Here is a 24,358-nt window from a genome sequence, read left to right on the forward strand (position 1 = left end):
GGTTAAGGTGCCGGAGGAGTGGCGTAGCCGCCGCTTTTTCTGGAAAAACAGAAGGCCGCTCCGGGTAACCTGGGGCGGCCTTGTTATTAGTCCGGGAAATGGACGGAATGGACCTAAGGGACTTAGTGGACTTAGTGGACTTAGTGGACTTAGTGGACTTAGTGGACTTAGTGGACTTAGTGGGCAGGAAGCGTTTTTTCTCTGTTTGGTCCATTATGTCCACTCTGTCCATTCCATTCTCCCCCCTAAACCCCCCAATCAGCATTTTTCCTCCCTCTCTGCAAAAGACGGCCCAAATTGTCTTTTATTACTTTTCCGCTACTGAGAGACTAAAAAAGCCGGAGAGCTTGCTTTAGACCCCTTTTTACGCGATTATGACGGGTTTTTGCAGGGGTACGCCCTACGCGCGCGCACGCGTTTCTTAGATTAGTCTTGCAAAAAATTAAGATCGGCGTAGTATATTTCAGTTATGTCCGAAGATACCAACGAGGTTGTTGAAACCACCGTTTCCACGACGGCGCAGCATGAATACGGCGCCGCGCAGATTGATAAATTGGAAGGCCTGGAGGCTGTGCGGAAGAGGCCCGGCATGTACATTGGGGACCCTGATGAGCGCGGCTTGCACCATTGCGTATTTGAAGTTCTGGATAACTCCATTGACGAGCACCTGGCCGGCTACTGCAGCAAGATTGACATTGTGATCCACGTGGACGGCTCCATTTCCATTGTGGACAACGGGCGCGGCATTCCGGTGGATATGCACCCAAAGTTCGGCATTCCCGCCGTGGAACTGGTGCTGACCAATCTGCATGCGGGGGGCAAATTCGGCCAGGGAGCCTACAAATATTCCGGCGGTCTGCACGGGGTGGGCGCCAAGTGCGTGAATGCCCTGTCGGACTGGTTCAAGGCGGAAGTCCGCCGCGACGGCCAGCGCTACCAGATCAAGTTTGAACGCGGCAAGACGACGGAACCCCTGCGTGTGGTGGGCGGCTGCTCCTGTGAAATAACGGGAACCACCATCACCTTCTTTCCGGACGCCACCATTTTCACGGATACCACGGAATTCAAGTTCGACCGCCTGACGACTCGCCTGCGCGAGCTTGCCTTCCTGAACCCCGGGCTGGTCATTGAGCTCATCGACGAACGGGAGGCTCCCGTCCGCCGCGAATCGTTTTACTATAAGGAAGGCATCGTGGAATTCGTCCGCCAGCTCGGAATGAACAAGGATGTCATCAATGAAGAGCCTATTGCCATTTCCGGCGTCCGCAAGGTGGAAGTGGAATACGACGGCAAGAAAATGGACGACGACGTTCTGGTGGACGTGGTCTTCCAGTACAACAGCACGTATGAAACCAACATCCTCTGCTTTGCCAACTCCATCTACAACGGCGACGGCGGTACGCATCTTTCCGGCTTCCGGAGCGCCCTCACGCGCGTGATCAACGGCTATGCCAAATCCAACGGGCTGCTGAAGGAAAAAGACCCCTCCCTGAGCGGGGAGGACGTCCGGGAAGGCCTCGTGGCGGTCATCTCCGTCAAGATGCCCAATCCCCGCTTCTCCTCCCAGACGAAGGACAAGCTGGTGAACACGGAAATTGAGGGCGTGGTGAGCAACGTCGTGTACGAAGAGATCAAGACGTACTTTGAGGAAAACCCGGCGATGGCCAAAAAAATCATCGAAAAGAGCATCACGGCCGCCCGCGCGCGGGAAGCCGCCCGCAAGGCCCGTGAGACGGTGCGTAAAAGCGCCCTTTCCATCGGCGGCCTGCCCGGCAAGCTGGCGGACTGCTCCGACCGGGATCCCGCCAAATGCGAACTCTTCATTGTGGAAGGTGACTCCGCCGGCGGTTCCGCCAAGATGGGACGCGACCGCCGCACGCAGGCCATCCTGCCTCTGCGCGGCAAGGTGCTCAACGTTGAAAAGGCCCGGCTGGACAAAGCCCTGGGGAGCAAGGAAATCCAGAACATGATCACGGCCATTGGCGCCGGGATCGGGGAAGGGGATGACGAAGCCTCCTTCAAGCTGGACCGCGTGCGCTACCACAAAATCATCATCATGACTGACGCCGACGTGGATGGCGCCCACATCCGGACGCTGCTTCTCACCTTCTTCTGCCGCCACATGCCGCAATTGGTGCGCGCCGGGTATCTCTACATCGCCCAGGCTCCCCTCTACCGCATTATCCGCAAGAAAAAGGAGGAATACGTGCAGGATGACGTCGCCCTGAACCGCAAGCTCATTGAGCTGGCCGTCAACGACGTGACGCTGCGCATGGCGGACGGTTCCCGGACGTTTACTTCCGAGGAACTCTCCACCATCCTGGAAACGCTGGTCAACCTTCAGCGCTACACGGAATCCGTACAGACGCAGGGCGGCTCCTTCGGGGACCTGCTCACCCACCGGGACCAGCACGGGGAATTTCCCGAATTCCTCGTCAAAATCCGCTGCGGGAATGAAGAAGAAATATGCTACTTCCATGATGTGGAAGCCCTGACGGCTTTCTCCGACGAGAACAGGGACCTCTTCATCTTCGGGATGCCTTCGGAAGAAGAACTCCTTGCCAATCCCGTTCCGGACCGGGAAGGCCCCAGCCGCCGTTCCATCACGCATGAACTACATGAAGCCAAAGCCATCACCCGCACGCTGGTGCGGCTGGCGGAACTGGGCATACCGTCCAACATGCTCGTTTCCCTGGACAAGCCCCTGTTTGAACTGGTGGAAGGTGAAGGGGAAAAGGAACGGATCACCCCCCTCTTCTCCGTCATGGACATTCTGGAAACCGTCATCGGCATCGGCAAGCGCGGCGTGGAAATCACACGATTCAAGGGTCTCGGTGAAATGGACGCCAAGGACCTGTTCAAGACGACGATGGATCCGGAAAAGCGCGAGCTGCTCCGCGTCATCCTGAATGACGACAACGCCGTGAGGGCTGATGAAATGTTCACCATCCTGATGGGGGACGTCGTGGAACCCCGCAAAAACTACATTGTGGACCACGCCCTCAATGTCCGCAACCTTGACATCTAATCCCCATCCTTTTTCTCAGCACCATGGAAAACAATAGAATCAAACCGGTGGACGTAGCCAACGAACTGTCCACCTCCTTCCTGGACTACTCCATGTCCGTCATCATCTCCCGCGCCCTGCCGGACGTGAGAGACGGCCTCAAGCCTTCCCAGCGGCGCATTCTCTACGCCATGAAGGAACTGAACCTCAGCCCGGGCGGGAAGACCCGCAAATGCTCCAAGATCGTGGGGGACACGATGGGTAACTACCACCCGCACGGGGATGCCGCCATTTACGGCACACTGGTGAACATGGCGCAGGACTGGTCCATGCGGGACATCCTGGTCATCGGCCAGGGTAACTTCGGTACTCCGGACGGTGACCCGCCCGCCGCCGCCCGATACACGGAAGCCAAGCTCTCCGGCATGGGGGTCGCCCTGATAGCGGACCTGGACAAGGATACGGTGGACTTCGTTCCCACATACGACAACGAGCATACGGAACCCACCGTCTTCCCTTCCGCCTTCCCCAACCTGCTGGTGAACGGCGGCACCGGGATTGCGGTGGGGATGGCCACCAACATGCCTCCGCACAACCTGGGGGAAGTGGTGGACGGCATCTGCGCCGTAATTGACTCCCCGCACATGACGGTGGATGAACTGCGCCAGTTCATCAAGGGCCCGGACTTTCCCACCGGGGGCGACATTCTCGGCTTCTCCGGCATTGACAACTACTTCCGCACCGGACGCGGTTCCGTGCGCATCCGCGGCAAGATCGACATTGAGCAGACGGATTCCGGCAAGGACCTGCTCATCATCCGGGAAGTGCCTTACGGCGTAAACCGCGCCGCTCTTCAGGAACGCATCGCGGAACTGTACAAGGACAAAATCCTGACGGACATCTCCGGCATCCGCGACCTTTCCGACGAAAAAACCTGCATTGAAATCGAGCTCAAGCGGGACGCCCGTCCGCAGGTGGTCATGAACCAGCTCTACAAGCTCACGTCCATGGAGACCTCCTTCTCCGTGAACATGCTGGCGATTCACGACAACCGTCCCAAGACGCTCGCCATGCTGGACGCCATCAACTTCTACATTGAGCACCGGCGCGAGGTGGTCGTGCGCCGTACGCGCTACTTGCTGGGCGACGCCGAGAAGGACGCCGAACGGCTGGAAGCTTTCCTGCTGGCCCTGGGCCACATGGACGACTTCATCCGCATTATCCGCGACTCCAAAAACAGGGAGGAAGCCCGCGAACGCCTCCAGGCATATACCTTCACCACGCAGACGGCGGAAAGCCTTGGCATCCTGATCCGTTCCCAGCCCTCCGTGGAGGGGGACCGCTACATCTTCACGGAACGCCAGGTAAACTCCATCCTGGACCTGCGCCTGTACCAGTTGACGGCCCTGGAAAACGACAAAATCTCCGCGGACTACATGGAGCTCCTCGTCCGGATCAAGGACTATCTGGACATTCTGGCCAACGAATCCCGCGTGCTGGGCATCGTGAAGGACGAGCTGATGACCATCAAGGACAAATACGCCACGCCGCGCGTCACCCGCATCATCCCGTTCGCCGGCGACATGGCCATTGAAGACCTGATCCCGAACGACACGATGATCGTCACCATCACGCACAGCGGCTACATCAAGCGCACCAACTCCGCGGAATACCGCGTGCAGGCGCGCGGCGGCAAGGGCGTGAAAGCCGCCACTACGAAGGGGGCGAAGAAAGACACGGAAGCGGACTTCATCGAACACCTCTTCGCCGCCCAGAACCACGACTACCTGATGTTCTTCACGAACACCGGGCGCGTGTACGTGGACCGCGTGTACGAAATTGACGAAGCCGCCCGCAGCGCGCAGGGCCGCAACATCAAAAACCTGCTGGACCTTCAGCCGGAAGAAGCCATTGCCGCCATTCTGCGCCTGGAACGCCGGGTGGATGAAAAGGGCAATGACATCACCTTCGCGGAGGACAGCGGCAACGTCGTCTTCGCTACAAAGGACGGTACGGTCAAAAAAACCAGCTTGAACGACTTTGTCAACTACCGGAAGGCGGGTATCATCGCCATCAACCTGGAAGAAGGCAACAGCCTGGTGAATGCGGAACTGACCACCGGGGAAAACGAAATTGTGCTCGTCACCCACGACGGCATGAGCATCCGCTTCCCGGAAAGCGACCTGCGCACGCAGGGCCGCAACACCATCGGCGTCCGCGGCATCCGTCCCCGTGCCGGGGACTATGTGGTGGCCCTCGCCATCGTGGATCCGCAGAAAACCCTGCTGGTGGCCTCTGAAAACGGGCTCGGCAAGCGCACCTCCTTTGACGAATACCGCACACAGGGCCGCGGCGGTACCGGCATCAAGACCATGAATTGCACAGACAAGACCGGTAAGGTGGTATCCGCCACAGTTGTCTCCGATGAGGATGAACTCATGCTGATGACCACAGCGGGGCAGTCCGTCCGCATCAAAGTGGCGACCGTTCGTGAAACGGGCCGTGCCACCCAGGGCGTGAAGCTGATGACTCTGAATGACGGAGAGGCCATCCAGGACATCTCCATCGTCATTCCGGACGATGATGAGGAGGAAGGGATGGAAGGGACCGAAGCCGGGGAGGACGCCGCCGACTCCGCGGAAGAAGAACCCGCCGCTGAAGCGGAAGCCTCCGGAGAAGAATAAAACTCACAGGACCCCCGCTCCGGAATGCGCCGGAGCGGGGGTCTTCATCCATCCTTTTTATGGAAGAACCTCTTTCCCTGCAAAAATGCGCCGAACGTCTGGAACGGCGCGGATTCAGAAGCTTTGTGGTTCCTGGCCTGAAAGAAGCCGCGGACCTGATGCGCGGCCTGGTGCGGGAACTCAGCCCGGCGTCCGCCTCCTATGGGGATTCCATGACCTTGAAAGCCACAGGAATTCTTGATGAACTGAATGCCAGCCCGGATATTCAGTTCTACGACGGTTTCGTTCCGGACATGGACCGGGAGGAAAAATGGGAAATCCGCCGCCGCGGCGTGACGGCGGACCTGTTCCTGACCGGAATCAACGCCGTCAGCATGAAGGGAACCCTGCACTGGGTGGACATGGTGGGCAACCGGGTGGCTCCCGTCGCCTTCGGCCCCCGGAACGTCATCCTGCTGGCGGGCGCCAACAAGCTGGTGGCTACGCCGGAAGAGGCGCGCGAACGCATCCGCCGCATTGCCCCGCTGAACGCCAGGCGCCATGAGGACTTCAAAACTCCCTGCATGTACACGGGAACCTGTGCGGACTGCAACTCTCCGGACCGCCTGTGCAACATTCACATGTCCATCGTTAAATGTTTCCCCAAGGGAAGGATTGCCGTCATCCTGATGGAGGAATCCGGGGGGCTTTGAACCGTTCTGCCATGTCCCCTCAATCCCGGATGGAAATCATGGCTCCGGCGGGTTCGTTCGAATCCCTGGCCGCTGCACTTCAGGGCGGTGCGGACTCCGTGTACTTTGGCGTAGGAAAGCTGAACATGCGTTCCCGCGCCACGGCAAACTTTGCGGAGGAAGACCTGCCGGAAATCGTGGCCCGCTGCCATGAAGCGGGGGCAAAAGCCTACCTGACGCTGAACATCATCGTGTATGATGAGGAACTGGAAGCGGTGCGGAATCTGTGTGCCGCCGCCAAAGCCGCCGGAGTGGACGCCGTCATTGCTTCTGATCTGGCGGTGATCACCCACGCGCATTCCATCGGGCTGGAGGTGCACATGTCCGTGCAGGCCAACGTCTGCAACATGGCTTCCGTCAGATTTTACGCGCAGTATGCGGATGTGGTCGTGCTGGCCCGGGAACTGACGCTGGCGCAGATCAGGCGTATCATTGACGGCATCCGGAATGAAGAAATCTGCGGACCTTCCGGCGATCTTCTCCGGGTGGAAATCTTTGCGCACGGCGCCTTGTGCGTGGCCGTATCCGGCAAATGCCACATGAGCCTGGCGGCTTACAATTCTTCCGCCAACCGCGGAGCCTGTTTCCAGAACTGCCGCCGCGCCTACCGCGTGACGGATGAGGAAACGGGCAACGAACTGGTGATTGACAACAAATACGTAATGTCCCCCCGGGACCTGTGTACTGTCCAGGTTCTGGACCAGATTCTGGATGCCGGTGTCTCCGTCCTGAAGCTGGAAGGCCGGGGGCGTTCTTCCGACTACGTGCGGACGGTGACTTCCGTGTACCGGGAAGCGGCCCGCGCGTGCCTGGAGGGAACCTTCTCTCCGGCCAGGGCGGATGCGTGGATGGAGCGGCTGGAGTCCGTCTTCAACCGGGGATTCTGGAAAGGCGGTTACTATCTGGGTGTAAAATGGGGGGAATGGAGCGGCTCTGCGAACAGCCGCGCCGCCCTGCTGAAAATCCACATTGCCAAGGTCGGCAACTTCTACCGGAAAAACGGGGTGGCGGAAATCTGCCTGGAGGCGGGTGCGCTCTCTGCGGGCCAGACCATTCTTATTGCCGGCCCCACCACGGGAGCCGTCCGCGTGGTGGTAAAGGCCATGCGGAAGGAAACGGAAGAAGGCATGGTCCCCGTGGAATCCGCCGGAAAAGGGGAAACCGTGTACATCGTGGTCCCCGAACAGGTCCGGCGCCGGGATAAGGTCTATCTGCTCCGCCGCCGGAGGCTGGAAGACGCGTCCGGGAATAATTGACGGATTATGTTGATTCTCTTTGCCGGTGTCATATATGATTCATCCTGTTTTTTTGTTTTATTTATGAATCATGTTCAAATGGATTCTGTGACGAGGAATTATTATTTTTAATGATAGATAGTAAAGAATTCCCTTTGCCACATATAATAACCATAGAAAAGCATATTAGGGCAGACGACATACACAGAATTGCGGTGTCCTTCATTAAAATGAAGGAGGACAAGGCCGAACCCGTACCCGGTTATTTCATCCACAAGGATGCAAATGACGATCCGGTCATGACCGATGAGGTGCTTATCCCCATCAACCACAATACCAAGGAACGCAAAGAAAGCTGGAAAGGGTATATCAAGGTAGAGAATCTGGGAAAACATTATTTCCGCATTGACGGAGACGATGAACTGACCCTGAAGATCCCTCATGCCAAAGTCAATATCATGACCGGAGGCGGCTCCCTCACCCCCGAAAAGGCGAAGGCCATGCTGGAGCGAGGCTTTTATTACTGCGAACTTGGAGTACACCAACAAGGCCTACAGGCCGTAAGCAAGGTCCTATGAAGGATGCAAAGCCATCATGAGTACGGAAGCAATGCCTCCCGAAGGCAAATACGTGAAGAACGATACCACTAAATCCGCCCTTGCCGAAGGGACGCTCCTGAAGCTCATGAAGCTGGGGTTGGGATGCCGTATCGACTGGCCCAAGGAAGCTACAGCGCTAGTCTGGTGGACGACTGCGTACTTCCAGAGTATCACTTCCTCTTCGATGAAATGGCGAAGGGTGAGACAATGTCAGTAATCTTATTCCTTGCCGGAAAGCCGGCCATTGCGGAAAATATGATCTTATCTTCCAGCGTAGTGTTGAGGGAGAACGCCGTTCACCGTTGCTCTGCTGACGAATAATTGTTTAGCAAACCATGCGTAAGTTTTTCGATTTCTCTCGAGCCATATTATGATCTCATCTGGCGACATATTCTTGATTCTTAGGCTCATATCGCTGAAAGTCAAAAATATTGAAGCTACATTGTCTTAATGAGTATTTTTGAATCTTGACACTAATAATCTTGATGATTGCTCTTGCTCAAGAGTATCCCTTCCAAGCTATAAGAACACTACCTAGCCATTTGTGGCTAGGCAGTGTCTTTTTGACGTTCTTATGAGAATTGAAGAAGCCTGTTTTTGTACAAAAAACTTGTACAACTTTTCGGTACATATAGGTCATGAGTAACGATACAATATCATGTTCTGCCGCTCGACAAAATCTGCCAAAGCTTGTAAAGGGCGTTGTTAACGATTCAACTCCTGTAGTCATTAAAAGCAGGGTGGGAAACGTTATTCTCCTGTCTTTCGAGGACTATTCCTCCTTGCGTGAAACAGCCGAATTGATGCGATCCCCGGCAAATGTCCGGCGCATCATGGAGGCTCGCACGGCAGTTGACGAAGGCAAGGCGTTCGAGGTTTCTCAGGAGGAAATAGAGAAATCGTTCCAATGATTTGTGTAAATAGCGTATATGAATACGAATTACGCAATCAAATGGACTCCCCAGGCATGGGAAGATTTCCAGTATTTAGCTAAATACGAAAAACGGTTGGCTAAAAAGGTATTAGCCTTATTGGAAGAGTTGAAAACAGATCCTTTCAAGGGCAATGGAAAGCTGGAGCCTTTGAAATATGCTCTTTCCGGATGTTGCTCCCGACGTATTGACTGGGCCAATAGATTAGTATACGAAATCAGAGATACAACAGTCTATATCTTGAGTACATGATATCACTACGACAAATAGAAGAGTCTCACGATGGAAGATATTAAATTAGAGTTATTTACTAAATTTTTCACTCTTGAGAAAGGGGAATCAAATACTCTGGAACTGTTTGATTTTTGTACCCCATTCCTCAACCAGAAAAATGTATATGCACAACCATGGCTGCCTATCGCTGAAATGGGATTTTCTCACAGGGACAACAGCTATCTACGGTAAATAACACCCGCGCACATAAAGAAGGGAGAAGAAACTTTTGAGTATTACCCTTCCAAACGTGAAGAAATAGTAATGTACGCATTACGCTACCTGGCAGCGCAACAACAAATAGAATGCCAAGTAGAGAAGGATGAGGAACTCGTCACAATCGCCTTCACGCTACATCAACTCAGAAACGAGTTAAAAAGAATAGGGCATGGCTATAATTGGCGTGAAATTTCTGAAGCGATTGAAATCTTATCGAAGGCATCTCTTTCCGTCGGCTTTGACGTAGGTAAAAGACAGTTTGAATGGACCGGAACATATCTCTCAAACGTAAGAAGCATGAATAAGGCAGGTGGAAAAGTAACTGGTGAATCATGCCGGATAGTCACGTTACATCCTATTATCAACAAGGCTATTCTGTCGGCTTCAGTCCGTCTGATTAACTACGAAAGGGATATGAGGTTAAAATTGCCTTTATCCAAATTGATTTATTGCCGTTCCTATCGACTGGTATGAAGTCGCCAATGACAATAATGGGATTCCACCCAAAAGGGACTTCGGTACTTCTCAAGCGTAACCGCTGAGGAGTTCAAGCAGATTGCCTGCATCATTTTTGGGGAACAGTCCCAATACAATGAGCAGGAATATCTTGCCATTGCCTCCGTATGCCGTAACCGCTGGGGACGGGGACGCCACGGCAGCATTGACAATCGTACGCCTGTCAAGACAGTCGCCGAAAATCTTGTAAAAAAATCGTGGGACAGTATGGGAGGGCGCCAGTACACCAAGGCTATGGAAGGCACACTGAATGCGGAGGAATGCCCTAATCTGGAAAAAGCCAGGGAAACGCTTGAAAAGGTACTAGGAATGGTGGAAGCTCCCTATCCTTATGACCGTTCCGTGTCGCGCCCCGGTGACTTGGATCTGAGCAACTATGTCACGATAGGCGAACATGACTTCTACAAGAACAAGCAATTTCGCTCCTGTGCGAAGCCCGATGGATGGGATGAGATGCCGATTTATCCGGGGAGTCCCCTCGATAAGTAACAAATCATCTCTGTTTAACCTCAACGGGCCAGATTTGGACAGTCTGGCCCGTTTTTATGGCTGGAACGATTACCCCGGAAAAGACCGTCCCTGCGGGGACGGAAGAGGACAGGGGCTATCGTTCCAGGAAACGCTTCCATTCCTTTTCCAGGTTCTCTGGCTCCACGCCGTCCAGGTGCTCCTGCTTCTTTTGCATGAAGGACACTTGAGCCTGGGGAATAGTAAACGAAAAATGTTGACTGATGGAGGTCTTTCCCGGAAGCCCCCTGGCGCCTTCCAGCATGACGGTGAGGCCCGTTTCATCCAGCAGAATGCCTTTTTTTAACAGGTCCGTCCATATCGTGTATTTGGCGATGGGAACCATGGTTCCCTGCTCATTTCTTTTCAGGCACCAGAACGTATAACACATGCAACTTGCTCCCGTATCCTCCCAGATAACTGCCAGGGAACGGTCGTCGTTCCATATGATGGGGTTGGACGTAACCTGATAAACCCTTCCACTAAAGTTGATGTCCGGCAGGAAAGCGTCCCTGGGATCTTTTACAGGCAGGGGCGTGGCGGAGGCATTTTCCGCGCTGTTTCCGTTTATGGGGAACAGCATGGCCGTTCCCGCAAGCATATATATCAGATTTTTTTTCATGGCATCTTGTATCAAGTTCTTATTAAATCGGCTATGCAGGGCAAGCCATTGTCTGCGTTAATATGATAAAATCACCTTAAAAACAAGGTTATTTCCTGTTCCGGAAATACATGGCAGGCCAAATCCTTGCGCATGAATTGCAAGATACTTGCTATAAAAATCCCCCTCTCTCCGAAACGGAGCAAAGTCTTGTTCTCTAAGCCAAAACGTTATTCCTGCCTGCCATGTACGAGAAAAAATTGCCTTTTGATATTGATTGCGGATAGCGGTGGCGATTGCCTGTCCGTTCAGGTACCGGGTCAGGGCGGAGATGTCCGCCTGGGTAACGCCGTTATTGGCACCGGCGTCCACGGTGATGATGAAGGTTTGTTCCAACTCTGAACGACGGTGCCCGGCGTGGAAGTCATTTTACTCAGCGAATAGCCTTCCGGCGCAAATCCCCAGCCGTCGTTGTCGCCTTTAGTGTAGTTGACTTTCAAATTCCAGTTGCTGGATTCCTCCAGACCGAACAGGACGGACCAGTTGGTAGTGCCTTCCCCGTTCAGACTGGCTTTGACGACAAAGCTGAAACTATTGTTCAAGGAAAGGAGGGAGGCATTATCCCTAAAAGTCAGCCGGGAATCGCTGGAATTGTAAATGCCGTCCGTGACGGAACCGCCGCCGAAGGACGGTGTGATGCCGGAATAGGAAGCTCCGTTGCAATCCGTTACCGCGATATTGTCCGCGTTCGGTGAGCTGGAAGTCCCGGTAAAGGACATATCCCATATCAGTGTCGCTGCTGCCTGGACCGCATGCAAGGTGCCAAGCATGGCTGTTCAGGAGAAAAGAAGCAGTGTCTTTTCATGAATTTCAAATTGAAAATGTGGTTAATATTATTATTTTTATAAGTTGAAATGGTTATTCTGCGGATTAACAATCCGGATGTCAACGCGTTTTTTAAATATTAGACCGTTAATGACTTATGAAAGGAGAAACAGGACAGTAATATTTCCTCAGAAAAACAACCTGAGGCAAGGTGTGAATCCAGGAAAATTCAAAGAGAAGATAGGGATATTTCCGTTATCCTGATTGTTAATCCGCGGCGCTTGCTTGTTTGCCCTTATGGACCCGGATTAGAGGTAAAACAGCGTCCGGGAGAGAAATATAATTCCAGGTGAAGGAAAAAAGAGGTGCTGTGCGTAGTATGTAAAACTGTGTGCCATGTTTGACTATTGTTCCATTCTCCGCCTTTCCTTCCTGGGCTGTGCCGTGATGTGCTCCGGCGTGCTCCAGGCTGCCGGCTTGCAGCCGTGGCTGCGGGATTTGTCCGGAATTCCACTTCCTGAATCTGGGAAGGACGGGAATGAATGGATGAAAAAATTATGGAGCCGTACGGCGGATTATGTGGCGTCTGTTCCCGAGCTGGAAGCCGCCGATGACTGCGGGGATGCCATGGTGATGCTGGCTCCGGTATTCCGGGCGTGGCCGGATCCGGAAGCGGCGGGGGCAAGCCTGGCTAAAATTCTTTCCCTTCCCGTGGAGCAGGCGGGGCCCCTCTCTTCATGGAATGACCTGATGAAGCATGAAGACGCCATTTTGAAGCAAATCCGCTTCCTCAGACTGAAAAAGCTGGCTGCCCGTTATGATGCGGAAGCCATCCGCCGTGCCGTCGCCCGCAACCGGGAAAAATATGGAGAACGGTATCCGGATGCCGACAAATTCCTGGCGCGGCTTGATGCCTGGGAAAAAAAACTGGGGCCTCTTCAGCCGTGGATTGAAAAGGCGGGACCGGACCAGGAGGATATCCTGAGGGAACTGGTGGAATTGCGCAAAAAAGCTCTGATTGACTCCCTGCCGGAGCGGGATTCCGTCAGGGAATGGGTGGCGGTGCGGCGGTTCAACCCGTCCGGCGGAAGCACCTTCAACCATGACCGTCCGGCCAACTGGCAGGGCATCAGCAGCATGCCGGGACCCGGACGCGTGTACCGTAGCAGCATCGTGAAATTCAGCGGCACGTCTTCCTCTTCCCCGGCGGGCCGCCTTTTGGAGGACGACCGCTGGATGGGGCATCTGGAACTGGATTTTTCCGGGGAACGGCTCATGTTTACGGGCAACCGCTTCGGAAAAAAGGAACAGCGGCCCTGGGACGTTTTTGAACTGGATTTGAAGACGGGCGGGAAGGAAAACCTGACCGCCCACATGCCTGCGGATACGGACAGTTACAACTCCTGCTATTTGCCGGACGGGCGGATCATCTTCATCAACACGTCCGGCATGCAGGGGGTGCCCTGCGTATCCGGCCAGGACTATGTGGGCAATATCCATTTGTATGACCGGGAGAAAAAGACGACGCGGCGGCTCACCTTCGACCAGGACAACAACTGGTTTCCGACGATGCTCCCGGACGGCCGCGTGATGTTCCTGCGCTGGGAATACACGGAAAGCGCTCATTACTTCAGCCGCATCCTGATGCACATGAACCCGGACGGCAGCGACCAGAAGGAATACTACGGCTCCAACTCCTACTGGCCCAACAGCCTGTTCAATGCGCGGCCCCTGCCGGGCAGGCCCGGCATGTTTGCCGGCATTGTCAGCGGCCATCACGGCGTGCGGAGGCTGGGGGAACTCGTTCTCTTCAACGTGAACCGGGGACGGGCGGCTACCGCGGGTGCGGTGCAGAAAATTCCGGGCTACGGAAAGCCCGTGGAAAACGTCACCAAGGACAGGCTGGTGGATGAACTGGATACGCCCTATTTTGCGGAGCCGTTCCCGTTGAATGCGGAATCTTTCCTGGCCGTTTCCTCCCCATCCGGCAAGGGGGGAGTGACCAACGTGGTCTGGTGCGACGTGTACGATAATATCGTTCCCCTGACGGCATCCTCCTACTTCATTTATGCCGACCCCACACCCTTGAGGCCGCGAAAAAAGCCTCCCGTGTTGCACGACCGCGTGAAGCCGGACAGCAAAACGGCCACGGTATATATTTCCGACGTGTACCGCGGCCGGGCCATGGAGGGCGTGCCCAGAGGTGAAGCCAGGTCTTTGCGCGTATTCATGTCCGAATACAGTCCGCGAGACACGGGCAGTCATTATGCCATGGGCATGGAAAGCAACTGGGACCTGAAGGTGCTGTACGGAACGGTGCCCGTGAATCCGGATGGGTCCGCCATTTTCACCGCCCCCGCCAACCAGCCTTTGACCCTTCAGGTGCTGGACGGGCAGGGACGCGCGCTGTCTCTGATGCGGAGCTGGTTCACCGCCATGCCGGGAGAAACTTTGAGCTGCATCGGCTGTCACGAGCAGCAGAACGCCGCGCCTCCGGCCAGGCCGGTCATGGCTTCCCGGCAGAAGCCTGCGGACATTGTCCCGTGGTATGGGCCGGCCCGCACGTTTTCCTTCGTCAATGAGGTGCAGCCAGTGCTGGACCGCCATTGCATCCGCTGTCATTCCGCAGAAAGCAAAAGCAGGGAAGGAGTTCCGGATTTCATGACTCTGGAGGCCGTCAAGGGCGCTCCGGCGCCGGGGTCCGTGGCCTATTGGAACCTGCATCCCTACGTGCGCCGCAACGGACCGGAAGGGAACTATCTGGGGCTGGCCCCCACGGAATTTGCCGCGGATACGTCCGAACTCTACCAGTTGCTCAAAAAAGGGCATCATCATGTGGACATGCCGGAGGAAGACTGGCACCGCCTGGTGACGTGGATGGACATGAATGCTCCCTATCTGGGCGAATGGCCCGGAGAACGCAATGAAAACCTGCTGAAGCGCCGCTATGACCTGCACAGGATGTTCTCCGGAGTGGAACGGAACTACGTGACCATGAAGGATTCCCGTTTTCGCAGGGATGCCTGGGCGAACGTGTCCCATAGCGGATGCTCCGTTCCTTCGCTCCGCGGAGAAAACATACCCGTTCCGTCCCCGCGGAATGAAACGCTGGCGCTGGATTTGGGGAACGGCGTCAACATGGCGTTCCGCCGCATTCCGGCGGGAGAATTCAAGATGGGAAGCGAGCTGGAAACCTCCGCGGAAAAACCCGTTGCCAGAGTGCGGATGGAAAAGCCGTTCTGGATGGGGGAAGCTGAAGTGACCCTGGAGCAATACCGCCAATTTGACCCGGAATACCTCAACGGCTGGTACGACATGCACTACAAGGACCAGGTGAGGCCCGGTTACGACATGGACGCCAATCCGCGGTTCCCGGCCATCCGCGTACCGTGGACGAAGGCCATGGAATTCTGCCGCTGGCTTTCCGCAAAAACCGGTAAAAAGGTGACTCTCCCCACGGAGGCGCAGTGGGAATATGCCGCGCGGGGCGGGACGGAGACGGACTTCTTCTTCGGCGGCCGTGATTCCGATTTTTCCTCCTATGCCAATCTGGGAGACGTGACGCTGAAGGAACTGGCCGTTTCCGGCGTGGACCCCAAGCCGATCAGGAATCCCAACCGTTTCTGGGACTTCGTACCCAGGGATGAGAAATTCAATGACGGAACGCTGCATCTGGCCCCGGTCAAAAGCTACAGGCCGAACGCCTACGGGTTGTACGACATGATCGGGAATGCCGCGGAATGGACCCGTTCGGAATACAGGCCCTATCCCTGGAATAACGGGGATGGCCGCAATGAAAGCATGGATTCCTGCGTTCCCCGCGCCGTGCGCGGCGGCTCCTGGTATGACCGCCCCAGGCGGGCCACGTCCTCCTGGCGTTGGGGATATCCCGGCTGGCGTCCCGTGTACAACGTGGGCTTCCGTGTGATTATTGAAGACTGATTGACTGCCATGAAGATGAAACATATGCTTCCCTCTTTTCTTGCCACAGCCTGCTGCCTGCTGGTCCTTGTCTCATGCAGGCAGGAACCGGACTCCGGGGCCGGTCCCGTGGCTCCGGTGGATGTCAAGGTTTATGGAAAACTGGCTGCCGTTCTGGGGCATGAGAGCAAAAAGCTGGAACTGGTGGACCCCGGTTCGGGGAAAGTGGTGAAAAGCATCAGCCTGTCCGGGAAGCCCAACGGCATGGCAATTGACGGAAATATCGCCTATGTGGCGGAAGGCGGCCCCGGAGGCATGGTGGAAGTGGTCGCTCTGGACACGGGAACCGTGAAGGGTGCCTTCCCGGCAGGGCATACGCCCATGTCTCCGGTGGTGCTCAATGGTAAATTGTATGTGGCCGCCAGATTCGATTCCAAGATTGTGGAAATGGACATTTCTTCCGGAAAAGTGCTGAATTCCTGGCCTGCCTCCCGTGAACCGGTGGCCCTGGCCGTCTCCCCGGACGGAAAGAAAATATGGGCGGCCAACCATTTGCCCGCAGGCGCGGCGGACGGGGACTTCACTGCGGCGGCGCTGACCCTGGTTGAGAACGGGAAGGCGGTTCATTTCCCCCTGGCCAACGGAACGCAGGGCGTGCGGGGCATGGCCGTTAGCCCGGATGGCCGCTACCTGGCCGTGGCGCACGTGCTGAGCCGCTACCAGGTGCCGACGACGCAACTGGACCGGGGCTGGATGAACACGAATGCCGTGACTATCATTGATACGGCGCATCCGGACAGGCCGCATCCCGTCCTGCTGGACGATCCGGACGCTGGGGCCGCCAATCCGTGGGGCGTGCTCTTTTCCCCGGACGGAAGCCTTCTGCTTGTCACACATGCCGGCACGCATGAACTCTCCGTCATTGATTTTCTCGCATTGCTGGCGCGCATGAAGAAGGAGGACCGGTCAGGGAACCCCGTGTCCGAAAGGCTGGGATTCCTGCACGACATCCGCACCCGCGTCCGCCTGCCCTTGAACGGTCCCCGCGCCCTGGCTTCCGACGGAGAAAATGTTTATGTAACGGGATATTTCTCCGATACGCTGGCACAGGTGCCGCTCAAGACGGACGCCGTCCCCCGGAACATTCCCTTGAACGCGGAATACCGGCCTTCCAGGGAACGGCTGGGTGAACAGTACTTCAACGACGCCTCCCATTGCTTCCAGGGGTGGCAGAGCTGCGCCACCTGCCACCCGGACGCCCGCGTGGACGGCCTGAACTGGGACCTGCTGAACGACGGCATGGGCAATCCGAAAAACACGCGCACCATGTTCCTCTCCCACCGGACAAGCCCCGTGATGAGCCTGGGCGTGCGTGCGTCTGCGGAAGTGGCCGTTACGGCAGGTTTTGTACACATCCAGTTCATGGAGCCGGACGGAGACCTGGCCGCATGCGTCAACGAATACCTGAAAAACATGAAAGAGGTTCCCAGCCCGTCTCTGATGGCCGGCCGTCCTTCCCGCCCGCAAACGAAGGAAACCGGGTGCGCCCAGTGCCATATGCCCGGCGTGGAGCGTGGAGCTCTTACAGAATCCGCGCGCCGGGGCAGGGAAATCTTCAAGACTGCCGGGTGTGTCCAATGCCACCCCCATCCGTATTTCACGACCAAGGAGCTGGTGGCCACAGGAACGGCGAAAGGGCTGGATGAAGGCAGGAAAATCCTGGTCCCTTCCCTGGTGGAAGTCTGGCGCACCGGTCCCTATCTGCATGACGGCCGTGCGAAAACCATCCGGGAGGCCATCACCGTGTACAACCGGGGAGATATTCGCGGAAAAACGAGCGGTCTGAACGACAGGGATCTGGAAGACCTGGTCAACTACGTACAATCCCTTTAAAGGGAAGAAAGAGAAGGTATGGCTGGAAAATTACGGGAAATATCCGTATGGGATGATGGAACCGGAAAGGGGGAACGTTTCTTCTGCATGACTGCGGAACCGGGCGGAAGCTTTGAGGAAGAGTTGCGTTCCCTGATGGACAGGTACCGTCAATCGGGTGGGGACGGCGGAGATGAGTTCCTGCTGCGCTTCCATGTCAGCGATCCTGTGCGGCAGGCGGAACCGCTGCGCCTTGCCGTGGGAGGGCGCCGTTCCTATGTTTCCATCGTGGGGCAGCCCCCGGCAAATGGTTCCCGCGTGGCGCTGGAGGCATGGCATCTGGACGGCATGCTGGAAAAAAGGAAGGAGGAAACGGAAGAAGGAACGGTGCTGGTGGCGCGGAGGAAGCATTACCGCCTGTTTCTGGCAGGCAGGCGCACGGCTGCCGTGTACGGCAGCCACGACCAGATGCAGGAGGAATTCCGCTGGCTGGACCGTGTGGCCGCCGCGCTGGGAGGAACTGTCCCGGCTCTGGTTCACCGCACCTGGATTTACTGCCGGGACATTGACAACAACTATCGGGGGCTGGTGGAAGGCCGCAATGAGAGCTTTGACCGTTACGGACTGAGTCCGGAGAACCATTACATCGCCAGCACCGGCATTGAAGGCTGTACGGAAACGCCGGGGCGCCTGCTGCACATGGACAGCCTGGGCATTGCCGGGCTGAAGCCGGGGCAGGTCAGGTACATGGAAGCTCCGGACTACCTTTCTCCCACGCACCTGTACCGGGTGGCTTTTGAACGCGGCGCCCGCATCGTGTACGGCGACCGCTCCCATTACTTCATCTCCGGCACGGCCAGCATTGATGCGGCGGGGAACATCGTTCATCCCGGGAATGTGAAGCGCCAGACCGTGCGCACCCTGGAAAACATGCATGCGCTGATGGAACGGAGCGGCGGAAGCCTTTCCGACCTCAAGCAGGCCGTTGTGTATTTGCGGGACTGGGCGGACAGGGATGTGGTCGGCCGTGCGCTGATGAATTCTCCGCTGGCGCACGTGCCGCACCTGCTGTTGAAAGCACCGGTCTGCCGTCCCGGCTGGCTGGTGGAAGTAGACGGCATCGCCGTCAATGGAGCGGGAGATTCTTCTTTTGCTCCCTTGTGAGCGGCAGCCGTTTCCCGCCCCTGCGGAAATTGGGGGCTGTCCCGTTCTCCTGGAAAAATCGGTTTCCGGCATGTGCGCTGCCGGGCATTCAATCGGACCGTCGGGGGGCTGAATACCCCCACCCTGTCAAGGGCGCATTCTTTTCTTTCTGCCTGCTCCCTTGTACAGGAATTCCGTTTTGGGCTCACGTCCAACGGTACGGTCGATCAGGTCGGGAATTTCCTTGTCGGAATATCCGGCCAGTTTGATATATTTCCTTACCAGGGCCGCATTTCCCGGAAAATATTCTACCAGTAAATTTAAAAATGTTTTTTCCAGGGAATCCGTGCGCATTTTGGCGGCATTGTTGCGCAAATCCTCAGTGCTGATTTTATTGTGAATCAGAATGGATCTGAAATTAGCCTGGTTGATGTCGATTTTCCGGTCACGGTAAAGCAGCCTTTTCTTTTCTTCCTCTTCCTGGAGCTGCCGTTTCTGTTTTTCTCCCAGATCCGGATCATAATTTTGTTTGATGTCGTGAAGAATTTTAGCGGCATAAAGGGCATACAGACCAGCAATTTTCTCACGCGAGACGGACAGCACGGCAGCAAGCCTGTCTATATCCTGCGTGGCTATATACCGGGCCGCGCTTGTCTTGACGTCGTAATCCAGTGTCTTGTCCTCTCTCCAGGAAGCGGGAATTTCCGGAGATGCGTCCATTTGGAAAAGGGGCGCCGCCGCAATGTAATAAAAAGTCCACAACTCGTTTTGGCATTGTTCCGTATTTTTGTCCTCAATCCTGCCATTCTCCTTCAATAGTTTTTTTGATCTTTTGTAAAAATCTTCCAGTCTTCCCTGGGCCAGAAGATCCTTGAGACCGCAGGCGGAATATTGCGAATGTTTAATAAAATCGGGATAAGGCGGTTTTTCCACGTTTGGATTCAGGACTGCCGGAGCGCCATGAATGAAAGAAAGGGACAACAGGCCGCAGAATAAACATGCAAGGAGGCTTTTCATAAAAATTTGGTCAGGGTTTCCGGTTTTCTCTTTGAAGTATAATATTGCATTTTGATAGCTGTGCGTTGAACGCCGCGTCCGAATTTGGTAATTTTGACGGTTACTCCTTCTTCATTGGGGGCCGACCACGTAAACAGGAAGCGCTGGTGCTGCGTAGTGATGTCCAGAAGCGGTTCAGACATGCGGCTGGTGCTGAATTTGCTGACCCATGTCCACTCCTGGGGCAGGTCCTTGCACTGGTTCATGGATTTGGGAGAGCCAATATTGTCAATAAATACATTCCGGTTATTGACATTGCTCCAAATGGGCATGGGTTTGTGCTCGCTTCCCATTTCGGGAAGGGGATCCGGAATGTTTTTTAAATGCGTTTCCAGCATTTCCACCTTGTGAAAACTCACATCCGTGGGGTGGAGAGTGATTTCAAGCTTGGCAGAGCAGCCCGTTTCCGTAGGAAAAGCCTCGAAATTCCATTCATCGTATCCTCTTTTCCCCGTGCTTGGATTTTTGGCATGCTGGGCGGTGACTTTTTGATGGCCCTCAATATCGGCTTCCGGAACAACGACTGTAAATTCTATTTCTTTAACCATGTTGTGTTCAGTCGTGGCCTGGACGACCAGTTTTCCTCCTTGAACGGAATAAGGGCTGAGCTTAAGTTTGACGGGGTTGCCCATTTCTTCATCCAGCTCTCCCAGATTTTCTCCTTTCAGAATGGTCCATTTGATCTTTTGAGCATTCCCGATGAGGGAATCTTTTCCTGTCAAAAGAAGATCGACGGATTCTCCTATGCCCAGCCTGGTCCGCTTTCTGTCGTCCGCTTCATCTCTGGGCGGTTCTTTCCCCTCTTCTCTCGCAATATGAATATCGGCTGATAATTCATCCGCCGTTGATTCGATTTGAAGGGCTCCCGTATCTTCATCCTCTGCCTGGATGGGAGGCAGTGCGGCTAATCCAATCAGATACACGGTCCATTTCAGGGAAAGGAAGGAACTGGTCATGGGATGGAAAAACTCTCTGATAAATTCCATGAAAGAGCTTTTTTTCTCCATTGTCCACAAATAATTTTTATAAAATATGGATTAATTTGCAATCTAACAATTATGTAAGGTAATTAAAAAATTGATGATAAATAAGAAATATTATAAATAGCTGTTCCTGCCGGAAATGGCTGAATAAAAGGAAATGGCCGATTTCGCTTGTTATCCCCCGGGAGGGCGGCTACCGTATCTTTGCATGATGTACCGCCTCAACACAGACCGCCTGGTACTTTTTTCCGTGCTGTTGTGGGGTCTTGTCCCTCCGGGAGTCTTTGCATGGGGCAGCAATCCGCCCACTTCCGACAATGTGAGGTGGCTGGACCAGTTCTGCTCCAGTTATGTGGAATTCCTGACCATGGGAGGGATCCTCGGAATCATCATCGGCTTTGTGTGCGCCGCTTTGATCTGGCTCGTGCACCGTCTCACCTGGACGCGGAGTGTCAAGATAGCCGTCCTGTTCCTGCTGTCCGCCGTGATTCTGATCTTGTACGGCGGCTCCTTGTCCTTTGCGCTGTTCTATTTGCCTCTCGCCCTGATCAACCCTGCTGTGTACTGTTTCAGCGTGAGCAGGGCGGAATGACCGGGAAAAGGGGCGCTTAAGGCGCCCGGTTCTTTTGGCATGCACCCTCCGGAAGAGTGGGATGGAATGGTTTTTTTTGATTGACGGTCAATGAATAGGGTGATAATTTATAATGAATAAATTGCCGCTCCCTATGAACAGACTGCTTTCCGGCATTGCCGGCGGACTCATTTCCTTTTTTTCATTCCGTCATGGCTTGCTCTATGTTGTCATGGCCTCATTGCTGCTCCCGGCAAGCTGGGCGGAGGAAAAAACGTGCATGCAGCTTACGCCGTCGGGCTGGAAGGAGAGGAAGGACAGAAAAGACGAGTATTTATTGCCGGTGCTGAAGGAAAAAACAGGAACCTTGCCCTTATTGGACGGAGGAGTATGGAAGCAGGAAGACATTGTTCCTCCCGAAGGGAGCGTGGCGTGCGGAGACAAATTTCTTCTGCCCGGGTTGAAGGGAATGCAGAATCGCTGGCTATTGATGGACCGGGAAGGAAATGAATGCGCCCATTTGGATGTGTATTTGTTTGAGTCGGAAAAGATGGCGAGAAAGGAATTTATTCTTGAGCGCGAATCGTTCTCCCAGCTGGGAGATCTTGTTGTCTGGGGGAAGGATGTGGCCGGAGAACGTGGAACCTGGTGCATGTACCGCTTATCCGGAAAAAGCGTGGACTGTCCTGAGTTTGCTGTGCGGGGAAATCTGGGAATCAATTTCTGGACGGGCGGACGGGATTTTTCCATTTCCCTGCCGGAAGTGGAACAATTGTTTGATTTGTTTCTGGACAGGAAAAATCATATTGCCGCCGGAGAGGAGCTAAACCGGGCGTTGGAAAAAAAACGGAAAAGGAGGGCGGAATATGATAGAGAAAAGAAGGAACAATACCTCATGGATGAAAAAATAGGTCCGGAGGAACGACGCCGGATGGACCCCTGGTACGGGATGCCTGAATTATGCCGGACGATTGCCGGATTTGGCAGGGAACAGGCCCCCGTGGATTTGCTGAGGCATAAGGAGGTTTTGAGTGAAGAACTTCAAATTCCGAATGTTCATGAGGGCTGCATGCACTTTGCCCTGTTTCACAGAGGGTTCGAACATGGACTCTATCTTGGCATGTTTCAAGGGTTGTGCCATGGCGCCCATGCCGTGCTGAACCCTGTCACCCCCTGGGATGATACGCTCACCAGGTCGGACTTTATAGAAATCCTGGTGGCGTATGCGCGCAGCCGGAAGGAGGCGATGGAGCTGCTGCTGAAATTGCGCTTCTACGATCCGAGGAACACGAAGCGTGATCCGCGCGACGTGGCGGCTGCCACGGTAGTGAAGCCGGGGAAGGTAGGAGATTTCGACCTGGGATGCGGTCCCGTGCTGGGTCCGGACGGGGCGTTGGTGAAAGGGAGCGAGCAATCTGCGGTGTATTTCCTGAGAGGGAATACGGCCGTCATGGTTTTGTCCACAGATCCCGGGTACTCCGTTCTGGGGATAGCCCGGAAACTGGATGCTGCGCTGGAAGGCAAAGGCGACGCTCCCGTTTCCCAATCCGACTGACCGTTTTTTATTTGTATGACACCATGCCATCATGAACGGAAAAATCGTGGGCCCGCTGTCTGTATTTTGCGGGCGCCATATCCGTTTTATGGCTCGCCTTCCGTTGCGTTCGATGCGGAAATTCAGCTTGAAGTTCTTTTCCGGTGATATGCGGAGATGGGAGAAGGCGGTCATCCATCCGTTTTATTCCGTCGCAGGGCGGAAGTTCAGGGTTGAGGTACATGATTTATCAGGGGAGGGGGCATGCCGGAACCCGGATTGTTCAGAATAGGGTGCTTTGGTGAAGTGCCAGGTGTCCGGAGAAGGCATGGGAATGCGATTTAATTTCCGTAGGACCACCCTGCCTGATGATGCCATTGCGGCAGGCGGTTGCTGCGGGGAAAAGCGCGGGATGGCCTTCTGGGGGAATTCGTTTTCCGTTTTCTTTTCCGTGAGGTCATTTGTCCCTGCCGTGGCGGATGTCCGTGGCTTCCTTCAGGAAGACGACGGCGGCGGCGATGGTTTTGGCGATGTCTCCGATGCGCTCGATGGAGCGGATGATGAAGAGCAGGTTGACGTTGAGGGAAGGTTGTCCGGCTTCCGCCGGAGTAACGAGGCCGCCCAGGGCCTTGCGGTGGGCCTTGTCCAGCTTCTTGTCGCGCTGGCGCACTTCCCGCGCCGTTTCCATGTCCTGTGTTTTCAGGCTTTCCACAGCGTCCCGGAATTCGGAGACGGCCATGTTCAGCAGGGGGAGGACGATGTCCGGGGCAAGGGATTCCTGCCGCTTGATGGAAGCTTTGGCATGCCGGGCGATGTCGGCGACTTCCTCCGCGCATTCGCGGAGCTTGTCCGTACAGCGGGAGAGGGAGAGGACCAGGCGCAGGTCGGAGCCGAGGGGGTGGAACTGGATGAGGACGGCGGAGCAGAGGGAAAGAATCTGGCGCGTTTCTTCATCCAGCAGTTCATCGTCCGCAATGATGCCGTTGGCTCCGTTCATGTCCGCGTTCGAGATGACATGTTCCAGTACGGCCATGTGTTCCAGCAGGCTTTCGCAGACGCAGTTGACGCGGGTCTGGATGTTGTTCAGGGCCAGATCGTAGTGAGGGAGGATGTGGTTGCCGGGAGGTGTCATGAGGTGAATGGCTTGGA

General features: G+C 55.2%; 21 protein-coding genes. 15 read left to right on the plus strand and 6 right to left on the minus strand.

The window, feature by feature from the left end:
• Positions 1 to 469 precede the first annotated feature (469 nt).
• The 10 genes from gyrB to V3C20_RS07945 all read left to right on the plus strand — a co-directional run bounded on the left by gyrB (position 470) and on the right by V3C20_RS07945 (position 10,685).
• Positions 470 to 3,028 carry a DNA topoisomerase (ATP-hydrolyzing) subunit B gene (gyrB, locus tag V3C20_RS07900; protein WP_130084849.1) on the plus strand — a complete coding sequence of 853 codons (2,559 nt, stop codon included), beginning with the start codon at positions 470 to 472 and terminating at the stop codon, positions 3,026 to 3,028.
• A 23-nt stretch (positions 3,029 to 3,051) separates the two neighbouring features.
• Positions 3,052 to 5,691, plus strand: coding sequence for a DNA gyrase subunit A (gyrA, locus tag V3C20_RS07905; protein WP_330935349.1), 2,640 nt, complete (start codon positions 3,052 to 3,054; stop codon positions 5,689 to 5,691).
• A gap of 59 nt (positions 5,692 to 5,750) precedes the next feature.
• Positions 5,751 to 6,383 carry a lactate utilization protein gene (locus V3C20_RS07910; RefSeq protein WP_130084851.1) on the plus strand — a complete coding sequence of 211 codons (633 nt, stop codon included), beginning with the start codon at positions 5,751 to 5,753 and terminating at the stop codon, positions 6,381 to 6,383.
• Between the two features lie 11 nt (positions 6,384 to 6,394).
• A complete protein-coding gene (locus V3C20_RS07915; protein ID WP_130084852.1) occupies positions 6,395 to 7,678 on the plus strand; it encodes a peptidase U32 family protein in 1,284 nt (427 codons plus the stop codon).
• 209 nt (positions 7,679 to 7,887) lie between these two features.
• The gene (locus tag V3C20_RS07920; RefSeq protein WP_130084853.1) at positions 7,888 to 8,235 is read left to right on the plus strand and encodes a hypothetical protein; all 348 of its coding nucleotides are present in this window, start codon (positions 7,888 to 7,890) and stop codon (positions 8,233 to 8,235) included.
• A 16-nt stretch (positions 8,236 to 8,251) separates the two neighbouring features.
• The gene (locus V3C20_RS07925) at positions 8,252 to 8,473 is read left to right on the plus strand and encodes a hypothetical protein (protein WP_130084854.1); all 222 of its coding nucleotides are present in this window, start codon (positions 8,252 to 8,254) and stop codon (positions 8,471 to 8,473) included.
• A gap of 421 nt (positions 8,474 to 8,894) precedes the next feature.
• Positions 8,895 to 9,167 (plus strand): type II toxin-antitoxin system Phd/YefM family antitoxin, encoded by a 273-nt coding sequence (locus V3C20_RS07930; protein ID WP_130084855.1) that lies wholly within the window; start codon positions 8,895 to 8,897, stop codon positions 9,165 to 9,167.
• 18 nt (positions 9,168 to 9,185) lie between these two features.
• Positions 9,186 to 9,440 carry a Txe/YoeB family addiction module toxin gene (locus V3C20_RS07935; protein WP_130084856.1) on the plus strand — a complete coding sequence of 85 codons (255 nt, stop codon included), beginning with the start codon at positions 9,186 to 9,188 and terminating at the stop codon, positions 9,438 to 9,440.
• Between the two features lie 285 nt (positions 9,441 to 9,725).
• Entirely contained in the window at positions 9,726 to 10,154 is a 429-nt protein-coding gene (locus V3C20_RS07940; protein WP_130084857.1) for a hypothetical protein, read from the plus strand.
• 276 nt (positions 10,155 to 10,430) lie between these two features.
• A complete protein-coding gene (locus V3C20_RS07945) occupies positions 10,431 to 10,685 on the plus strand; it encodes a hypothetical protein (protein ID WP_130084858.1) in 255 nt (84 codons plus the stop codon).
• A gap of 115 nt (positions 10,686 to 10,800) precedes the next feature.
• Here the strand turns inward: V3C20_RS07945 and V3C20_RS07950 are convergent, their stop codons facing one another.
• The 3 genes from V3C20_RS07950 to V3C20_RS07960 are packed head-to-tail and all read right to left on the minus strand — an operon-like array spanning position 10,801 to position 12,134.
• Positions 10,801 to 11,325, minus strand: coding sequence for a hypothetical protein (locus tag V3C20_RS07950; protein WP_149874221.1), 525 nt, complete (start codon positions 11,323 to 11,325; stop codon positions 10,801 to 10,803).
• Between the two features lie 57 nt (positions 11,326 to 11,382).
• Positions 11,383 to 11,676: a hypothetical protein gene (locus V3C20_RS07955; RefSeq protein ID WP_130084860.1), complete on the minus strand. Its 294-nt coding sequence runs from the start codon at positions 11,674 to 11,676 to the stop codon at positions 11,383 to 11,385.
• Positions 11,625 to 12,134, minus strand: a complete 510-nt coding sequence (locus V3C20_RS07960) for a hypothetical protein (RefSeq protein ID WP_130084861.1) — start codon at positions 12,132 to 12,134, stop codon at positions 11,625 to 11,627. Before V3C20_RS07960 ends, V3C20_RS07955 begins: the two co-directional genes overlap by 52 nt.
• 391 nt (positions 12,135 to 12,525) lie before the next feature.
• Here V3C20_RS07960 and V3C20_RS07965 point away from each other — a divergent pair, with 391 nt between their 5' ends.
• Genes V3C20_RS07965 through V3C20_RS07975 form a run of 3 tightly spaced genes read left to right on the plus strand, consistent with a single transcriptional unit; the run spans position 12,526 to position 19,086 of the window.
• On the plus strand, positions 12,526 to 16,071 hold the full coding sequence (locus V3C20_RS07965) for an SUMF1/EgtB/PvdO family nonheme iron enzyme (RefSeq protein ID WP_130084862.1): 3,546 nt from the start codon (positions 12,526 to 12,528) through the stop codon (positions 16,069 to 16,071).
• A 9-nt stretch (positions 16,072 to 16,080) separates the two neighbouring features.
• Positions 16,081 to 17,943, plus strand: a complete 1,863-nt coding sequence (locus V3C20_RS07970; protein ID WP_130084863.1) for a YncE family protein — start codon at positions 16,081 to 16,083, stop codon at positions 17,941 to 17,943.
• 18 nt (positions 17,944 to 17,961) lie between these two features.
• Complete coding sequence (locus tag V3C20_RS07975) at positions 17,962 to 19,086, plus strand: Rid family hydrolase (RefSeq protein ID WP_130084864.1); 1,125 nt, start codon at positions 17,962 to 17,964, stop codon at positions 19,084 to 19,086.
• A 126-nt stretch (positions 19,087 to 19,212) separates the two neighbouring features.
• Here the strand turns inward: V3C20_RS07975 and V3C20_RS07980 are convergent, their stop codons facing one another.
• Together V3C20_RS07980 and V3C20_RS07985 are read right to left on the minus strand one after the other, a co-directional pair.
• Entirely contained in the window at positions 19,213 to 19,998 is a 786-nt protein-coding gene (locus V3C20_RS07980) for a hypothetical protein (protein ID WP_130084865.1), read from the minus strand.
• A gap of 80 nt (positions 19,999 to 20,078) precedes the next feature.
• Positions 20,079 to 21,107 (minus strand): hypothetical protein, encoded by a 1,029-nt coding sequence (locus V3C20_RS07985; protein ID WP_130084866.1) that lies wholly within the window; start codon positions 21,105 to 21,107, stop codon positions 20,079 to 20,081.
• Between the two features lie 205 nt (positions 21,108 to 21,312).
• Here V3C20_RS07985 and V3C20_RS07990 point away from each other — a divergent pair, with 205 nt between their 5' ends.
• Positions 21,313 to 21,696, plus strand: a complete 384-nt coding sequence (locus V3C20_RS07990; protein ID WP_130084867.1) for a hypothetical protein — start codon at positions 21,313 to 21,315, stop codon at positions 21,694 to 21,696.
• A gap of 211 nt (positions 21,697 to 21,907) precedes the next feature.
• A complete protein-coding gene (locus tag V3C20_RS07995) occupies positions 21,908 to 23,230 on the plus strand; it encodes a hypothetical protein (protein ID WP_130084868.1) in 1,323 nt (440 codons plus the stop codon).
• A 436-nt stretch (positions 23,231 to 23,666) separates the two neighbouring features.
• Here the strand turns inward: V3C20_RS07995 and V3C20_RS08000 are convergent, their stop codons facing one another.
• Positions 23,667 to 24,341, minus strand: a complete 675-nt coding sequence (locus V3C20_RS08000; RefSeq protein WP_130084869.1) for a phosphate uptake regulator PhoU — start codon at positions 24,339 to 24,341, stop codon at positions 23,667 to 23,669.
• Between the last annotated feature and the right edge of the window lie 17 nt (positions 24,342 to 24,358).

The sequence above is a fragment of the Akkermansia sp. RCC_12PD genome (assembly GCF_036417355.1).
Lineage (GTDB): Bacteria > Verrucomicrobiota > Verrucomicrobiia > Verrucomicrobiales > Akkermansiaceae > Akkermansia.